Here is a 6000-nt window from a genome sequence, read left to right on the forward strand (position 1 = left end):
CGAGGTCGTCAGCCGGAGCGCGCCCGGACCGAGCGGTCCGCGGGTCGGCCTCGGCGGGCGCGCCGGCAGGAGCGTCCGCGGCGGGCCGGCCGCAGGGCCTCGGTCGCGGCGGGTCAGTCCGACGGGTCGGTCGAGACCCGGTTGCGGCCCGCGTGCTTCGCGGCGTACAGCAGCGCGTCGGCCCGTGCGAGCAGGGTGCGCTGGGTGTCGTCGGGGTGGCTCGTGGCCAGCCCGACGCTCACGGTCACGGGGACGTCCCGGGTCAGCGGGGACCAGTCGTGGTGCGCGACGGCGCGGCGCAGGCCCTCGAGGTACGTCACGACGGCGTCGCCCGCCGCCGACTGCACGACGAGCAGGAACTCCTCGCCGCCGAGCCGGGCGGCGAAGGCCGAGCCGGGCAGGGGGACGGCGTCGGCGACGTCGTCGAGCAGGCGCGCGACCTGCACGAGCACCTCGTCGCCGACCGCGTGGGAGAACGTGTCGTTGACCCGCTTGAAGTGGTCGAGGTCGATCAGCGCGACCGCGAGCTGCAGACCCTGGGCGCGGCTGTCGACGAGCAGCCCGGGGAGCGCCTGGTCGACGTGGCGGCGGTTGAGCAGCTGCGTGAGCGGGTCGCGCAGGGACTCGTGCCGGAAGCGTGCGGCGGCCTGCCGCGCCTCGGACGTCTCGAACATCGCCTGCTGGAGCCGGGCCTGCGCCTCGCGCTCCTCGGAGACCAGCGCCTTCTCGAGCGCGTGGAACCGCTTGTACGCGTGGAACGCGCGCTCGTGGTCGCCGCGCGCCGCGTGGATCTCGGCCTGCTCCTCCTCGACCTGCGCGGTGCGGTAGCGCAGGCCGTGCGCGTCGCTGAGCGTGCGGCACCGGTCGAGGGTCCCCTGCGCGGCGTCGTGGTCCCCGAGGAGCCGCAGCGCGGTCGCGAGCGTGAGCAGGAACTCGGCGTCGGCCGTGACCTCGCGCGTCGCGAGGTTGCCGTTCTCCTCGAGCGCCCGCCGTGCGCTCGCGACGGCCGCGGCGTGGTCACCGCGCCCCATCTGCACGCGCGCGAGGGTGTCCCACACGTGCGACTGCAGCCGCATCCCGTGGCGCTCGTAGACGTCGAGCATGCGGTCGATCGTCTCTTGCGCATCGTCGAAGTCGCCGGCGGCGTACTCCCCGTACGCGCGGTTGTTCAGGACCCGCAGGCGGCGCACGACGTCGTCGGCCTCGACCGCGAGCTGCTCGGCCTGCGTGTAGCGCGCCCGGGCCTCCTCGATCGACCCGGACTCGTCGAGCGCGTCGGCGAGGCGCATCACGTAGTGCGCGCGCACCGACGGCGGCGCGTCGTCGTCGAGCGCGTCGAGGGCCTTGACGGAGTGCTCGAGGTACGACGCGTGGTCGCCGATGTCGCGGAACGCCCAGGACAGCCCGAGGTGGCTGCGCGCGAGCAGGCGCGCCCGGCCGTGGTCGGTCGCGTGGTCGTGCACCTGCCACATGATGCGCGTGGCCTCGGCGAGCCGGCCCTGGCGCTCGAAGACGTCGGCGCGGACGAGGCGCGCGCGCCACACGAGCTCGACGTCGCCGATCGCGCGGGCGGCCTGCTCGAGCTCGACGGCGCGCGCGAGCATCGCGACGAGGTCGTTGCCGCGCTGGTCGTCGAGCACGTCGAGCGCGCGGGAGATCTCCGCGGCGTCGGGCGTACCGGGTGCGGCGGGCACGACGACGAGGGCGCCGGTGTCCCCGGTCACCTCGTCCGCACTCTCGACGCACGTCATGCCACAGGATCGGCACGGACGGGTCCGCGATGAACGTTCCGACACTCCTGGACGGTTGTCAGGTTCGTCACGTGCGCGGGACCATCCGCGGGCCCGTCCGCTCCGAACCCTGCGCAGACGACCCCCCGAGGAGGAGCCCACCCGATGTCCCCGACCCGAGCACCGGCCGCGCGGCCAGGTCGCGAGCGGCGGCCGTGGGGCACACTGTCGCTCGTGACCACGACCTCCGGCGAGCCCGTGCTGCCGGTCCCCGAGCCTGTGGCCGACGAGCCCGAGAGCACCGACGCGCTGCTCGTCCGCGCCGCCGCCGGCGACGAGGGCGCGTTCGCGCTCGTGTACGACGCGCTCTCGGCCGCGGTGTTCGGCACGTGCCTCGCGGTGCTGCGCGACCGGGACCACGCCGCCGAGGTGCTCCAGGAGGTCATGGTCGAGGTCTGGCGCACCGCCTCCCGGTTCGACCCCGAGCGCGGCTCGGCCCGCACGTGGGCGCTCACGCTCGCGCACCGCCGGGCCGTCGACCGGGTGCGTGCCGTGCAGGCGCAGCGCAACCGGGACCAGCGCGCGCTCGACGAGCAGGTCGAGCGGCCGTTCGACGTCGTCGCGGAGGAGGTCGAGGAGAGCATGGACCGTGCCCGCGTGCGGCACTGCCTCGAGGGGCTCACGCCCACGCAGCACGAGGCCGTCGTGCTCGCCTACTACGGCGGCCGGACGTACCGCGAGGTCGCCGACGAGCTCGCCGCCCCCCTCGCGACCGTGAAGTCCCGCATCCGTGACGGGCTCCTCCGGCTGCGCGACTGCCTGGGGGTGGCCGCATGAGCACGACCGACGGCCCGGGCCGCGACGACACCCCCGACGTGCGGGACCTGCTGGGCGCCTACGCGCTCGACGCGGTCGACGACGTCGAGCGCCGTGCCGTCGAGCGGCTGGTCGCGCGCGACCCCGACGCGGCGCGCGAGCTCGCGGAGCTGACCGCGACCGCGGCGCTGCTCGGCTCGGCGGCCCAGGTCCCGCCGCCCGCCGACGTGCGGGCCTCGGTGCTCGACGCGATCCGCGCGACCCCGCAGGCCGGGGTGCGGGGGGTGCGGGACGACCCGGCGCGGGCCGGCTCGGGCGCCTCGACGCCGCCGGCGACGCTCCGGGACGCCCCGTCGCACGCCGACCGCGGGCCCGACGCCCCGTGGGACGTGGACCGCGTCCCCGACGGCACGTGGGACGTGGACCGCGTCCCGGACGCCCCGTCGCACGCCGACCGCGTGCCCGCGGCCGACGCACCCTCAGCCGCCCGCGCCGACGCCGCCTCGAGCTCCGGCGTGACCGAGCTCGCCGCACGTCGGCGTCCGCCGCGGCGCAGCGCGACGTGGCTCGCCGTCGCCGCGACCGCCCTCGGCGCCGCCGCGGTGCCGAGCGTCGTGGCGTGGCAGCAGCACCAGGAGGCCCGCCAGGCCGGCGAGCAGGCGCGCCTCATGGCCGAGATGCTCGCGGAGCCCGGCGCCGAGGTGGTCCGCGCCGACGTCGAGGGCGGCGGGACGGCGGTGGGCGTGCTCGGGGACGGCCACGCGATGTTCACGGCGACGGGCCTCGGCGACCCGGGCGACGGCAAGGAGTACCAGCTCTGGGTCATCCGCGACGGCGTCCCGCTGCCGGACGTCGTGATGCCCGACGAGTCGGGTGCGCTGCACGCGATGGCCGAGGACTTCGCGCCCGGCGACGCGCTCGCCGTCACGGTGGAGCCGGCCGGCGGGTCCGAGGAGCCGACGACCGACCCGGTCGTGGTGCTGGCCCCGACCGAGGCCTGACGACCCGACCGGGGCCCGACGCCCTGAGTGCGGCCTGGCGCTCCGACCGGGGTCCGACGCGCCGACCGGCGCCTGACCCCTGACCGGGGCCTGGCGGTCACCCGCGCGGGCTCAGCTCGCGGCGGCGCTCGTCGCGGCGACCGTCGCGGCCATCACCCCCGCCATCACGGCGGCGTTGACGGCCTCGACGGCGCCCTTGACCGCGGCGTCCGCGAACCCGCCCTGCGCGACCGCCTTGGCGCGGTTCCGCAGCTCGCGCTTGGGGACGCCGACGTCGCCGAGCACGCGCGGGACCTGGTCGACGGCCTGCAGCATCGAGATCAGCGCGGCCTCGCGCGGCGTGGGGGTGCGGCCGACGACGAGCACGTCGTGCAGGGCGCGGCGGAGGCCGTCCTCGTACGCGGGGTCGACGGCGGGCCACGCCGACGTCGGGAAGATGCCGAGCACCTTGCCCTCCTGGAGCCGCAGCACGCCGCGCTCGACGAGCCGCGCCAGCAGCTCGGGACGGAGCTTCTTCGCGAGCTCCGGCACGACCGAGGCCGGCTTCCGGGGCCCCTTCGCGGCGATCCGGCGCAGGCCCTCGTCGAGGACGCCGTCGCCGGTCGGCCGCGGGTCGCGCACCACGACACGGCCCGGCTTCACCGGCTCGCCGGGCCCGCTCACGTCGACCCGCCCGGCGGTCGCCAGGTCCAGCAGCACGGCGCCCGCGAGCGCCAGGTCGAGGCGCGTGGTGTCGACGACGGGCTTGCCGGTGACGTCGTCGGTCAGGAGCAGGAGCACGTCTTCCGCGAGGATCATGCCCTCACGCTAGGACGTGCGCGGGGTGCCCGGCCAGGGCGCACGCACGGTCACCACCTGCGGGGACGCTCTCCGGGCGCGCACCGCGCGGGGACGGCGTGCGCCTCGGGTGCACCTCCCCGGGGGCTGCGCGCACCTGCGCGCGCACGAGGGCGAGGCCCCCGCTCCGTACCCTGAGCGGGGGCCTCGCCGGTCCGTGGTGCCCGTCTGGCGGGCGGGTCGTGCGGGTGTCACATGGTCGGCATGAGCACCGAGTCGATGAGGTAGACCGTGGCGTTCGCGGTCTGGACGCCGCCGCAGATGACGTTGGCGCCGTTGACCATGAGCGCGTCGCCCGAGCCGGTCACCTCGACCATGCCGCCCTGCACGGTGGTCTGCTCACCGACGACCATGTCGGGCGAGAGCTGCCCCGGCACGACGTGGTAGGTCAGGATGCTCGAGAGCATCGCGGTGTCGGTCTTGAGGGTCTCGATCGTCGCGGCGTCGATCTTCGCGAACGCGTCATCGACCGGCGCGAAGACGGTGAACTCGTCGCCGTTGAGCGTGTCGACCAGGTCCACCTCGGGGTTGAGCTGACCGGACACCGCCGAGACGAGCGTCGTCAGGAGCGGGTTGTTCGACGCGGCGACCGCGACCGGGTCCTGCGACATGCCGACGACCGAGCCGGGGCCGTCGGGCACCGTCTCCGCGTAGCCCGCACAGCCGGGGCCGACGAGGTTCGCGGCCGGGTCGGCCATCATCGCGTCCTCGGTCTCCATGGGCTCCGGGCTCATGGTCTCCTCGGACGTCATGGCCGGGTCGGCCGTCTCGTCGGCGCCGGAGTCGGAGCTGCACGCCGACAGGCCGAGCGTGGCGACCGCCAGGAAACCGAGGGCGGCGAACTGGGTGCGCTTGGTGCTGATCATCGGACTCTCCCTCTCGAGGTCCGGTGCGGGTGCCCCCACCGGATGCTTCTTCCGTCCCGCCGGGAGCGGGACCTTCGAGGGGGATTCGGAGCGGGTGGGCGAGCGGATGGGTCGGATGTGCAGAAGTTTTTCGCGGGCCGACGGCGGCACCTGTGGCCGGCCCGCGACGGCGACGTCTACCGGTCGGCACCCGCGGGGACGCGGTGCGCGAGGAGCGGGAGTGCGCCGGTCTCCTGCGAGACCTCGACCGCGGCACCGAGCACGCGCGCGACCGTCGACTTCGAGACCCCGACCCGCGCGGCGATGCTGCGCTGCGACAGGCCGGATGCCGCGAGCTGGCGGATCGCCGCCTCGCGGATGGCGCCCTCGGCGGCGCGGACCACCGGTCGCTGCGCGGTGTGGGTGTCGGTGAACCCGCCGGCGCCGGCCACGCCGACCGGGGCTCCGAACGCTCCCACGGGCCGGGCGTCCAGGCCGTCGACCCCGTCGTCGACGACCGGCCCGTCGGGGGCCGGCGTCCGCCACGTCACGGGAGCAGCCGTCTCGACGGGCAGCGCGTGGGCGCCGGAGCCGGGGAACCGGCCCAGCCCGGTCGCGGTGGGCAGCAGGTCGACGGCGCCGACGGCCGCGAGCACCGTCGGCAGGTCGGCGCCGGGCGGCACGGCCCGCAGCGCCGCCGACGTGCTCGGGAGGTGGACGATCGTCCAGTTTTCACCCGGCCGGCGGCTCCCCCGAGCCGCCCCGCGGGCG

General features: G+C 76.2%; 6 protein-coding genes. 2 read left to right on the forward strand and 4 right to left on the reverse strand.

Annotation, left to right across the window (positions count from 1 at the left end; all coding sequences use genetic code 11):
* Positions 1–113: 113 nt before the first annotated feature.
* Positions 114–1751, reverse strand: a complete 1638-nt coding sequence (locus tag AB6N24_RS13705) for a diguanylate cyclase (RefSeq protein ID WP_412869947.1) — start codon at positions 1749–1751, stop codon at positions 114–116.
* A 213-nt stretch (positions 1752–1964) separates the two neighbouring features.
* Between AB6N24_RS13705 and sigK the strand changes: the two genes are divergently transcribed.
* A complete protein-coding gene (gene sigK, locus AB6N24_RS13710; RefSeq protein ID WP_412869948.1) occupies positions 1965–2567 on the forward strand; it encodes an ECF RNA polymerase sigma factor SigK in 603 nt (200 codons plus the stop codon).
* Positions 2564–3547 (forward strand): anti-sigma factor, encoded by a 984-nt coding sequence (locus tag AB6N24_RS13715; RefSeq protein WP_412869949.1) that lies wholly within the window; start codon positions 2564–2566, stop codon positions 3545–3547. The genes sigK and AB6N24_RS13715 overlap by 4 nt, the downstream gene beginning before the upstream one ends.
* A gap of 111 nt (positions 3548–3658) precedes the next feature.
* Here the strand turns inward: AB6N24_RS13715 and AB6N24_RS13720 are convergent, their stop codons facing one another.
* From AB6N24_RS13720 to AB6N24_RS13730, 3 genes are all read right to left on the reverse strand, one after another.
* On the reverse strand, positions 3659–4345 hold the full coding sequence (locus tag AB6N24_RS13720; protein ID WP_412869950.1) for a GOLPH3/VPS74 family protein: 687 nt from the start codon (positions 4343–4345) through the stop codon (positions 3659–3661).
* 230 nt (positions 4346–4575) lie between these two features.
* Positions 4576–5250 carry a fasciclin domain-containing protein gene (locus tag AB6N24_RS13725; RefSeq protein ID WP_412869951.1) on the reverse strand — a complete coding sequence of 225 codons (675 nt, stop codon included), beginning with the start codon at positions 5248–5250 and terminating at the stop codon, positions 4576–4578.
* Positions 5251–5426: 176 nt separating this feature from the next.
* Positions 5427–6000, reverse strand: a 574-nt coding sequence (locus AB6N24_RS13730; RefSeq protein ID WP_412869952.1) for a helix-turn-helix domain-containing protein, incomplete at its 5' end; no start/stop codon positions are given.

This window comes from Cellulomonas jepli, from assembly GCF_047229345.1.
Lineage (GTDB): Bacteria > Actinomycetota > Actinomycetes > Actinomycetales > Cellulomonadaceae > Cellulomonas_A.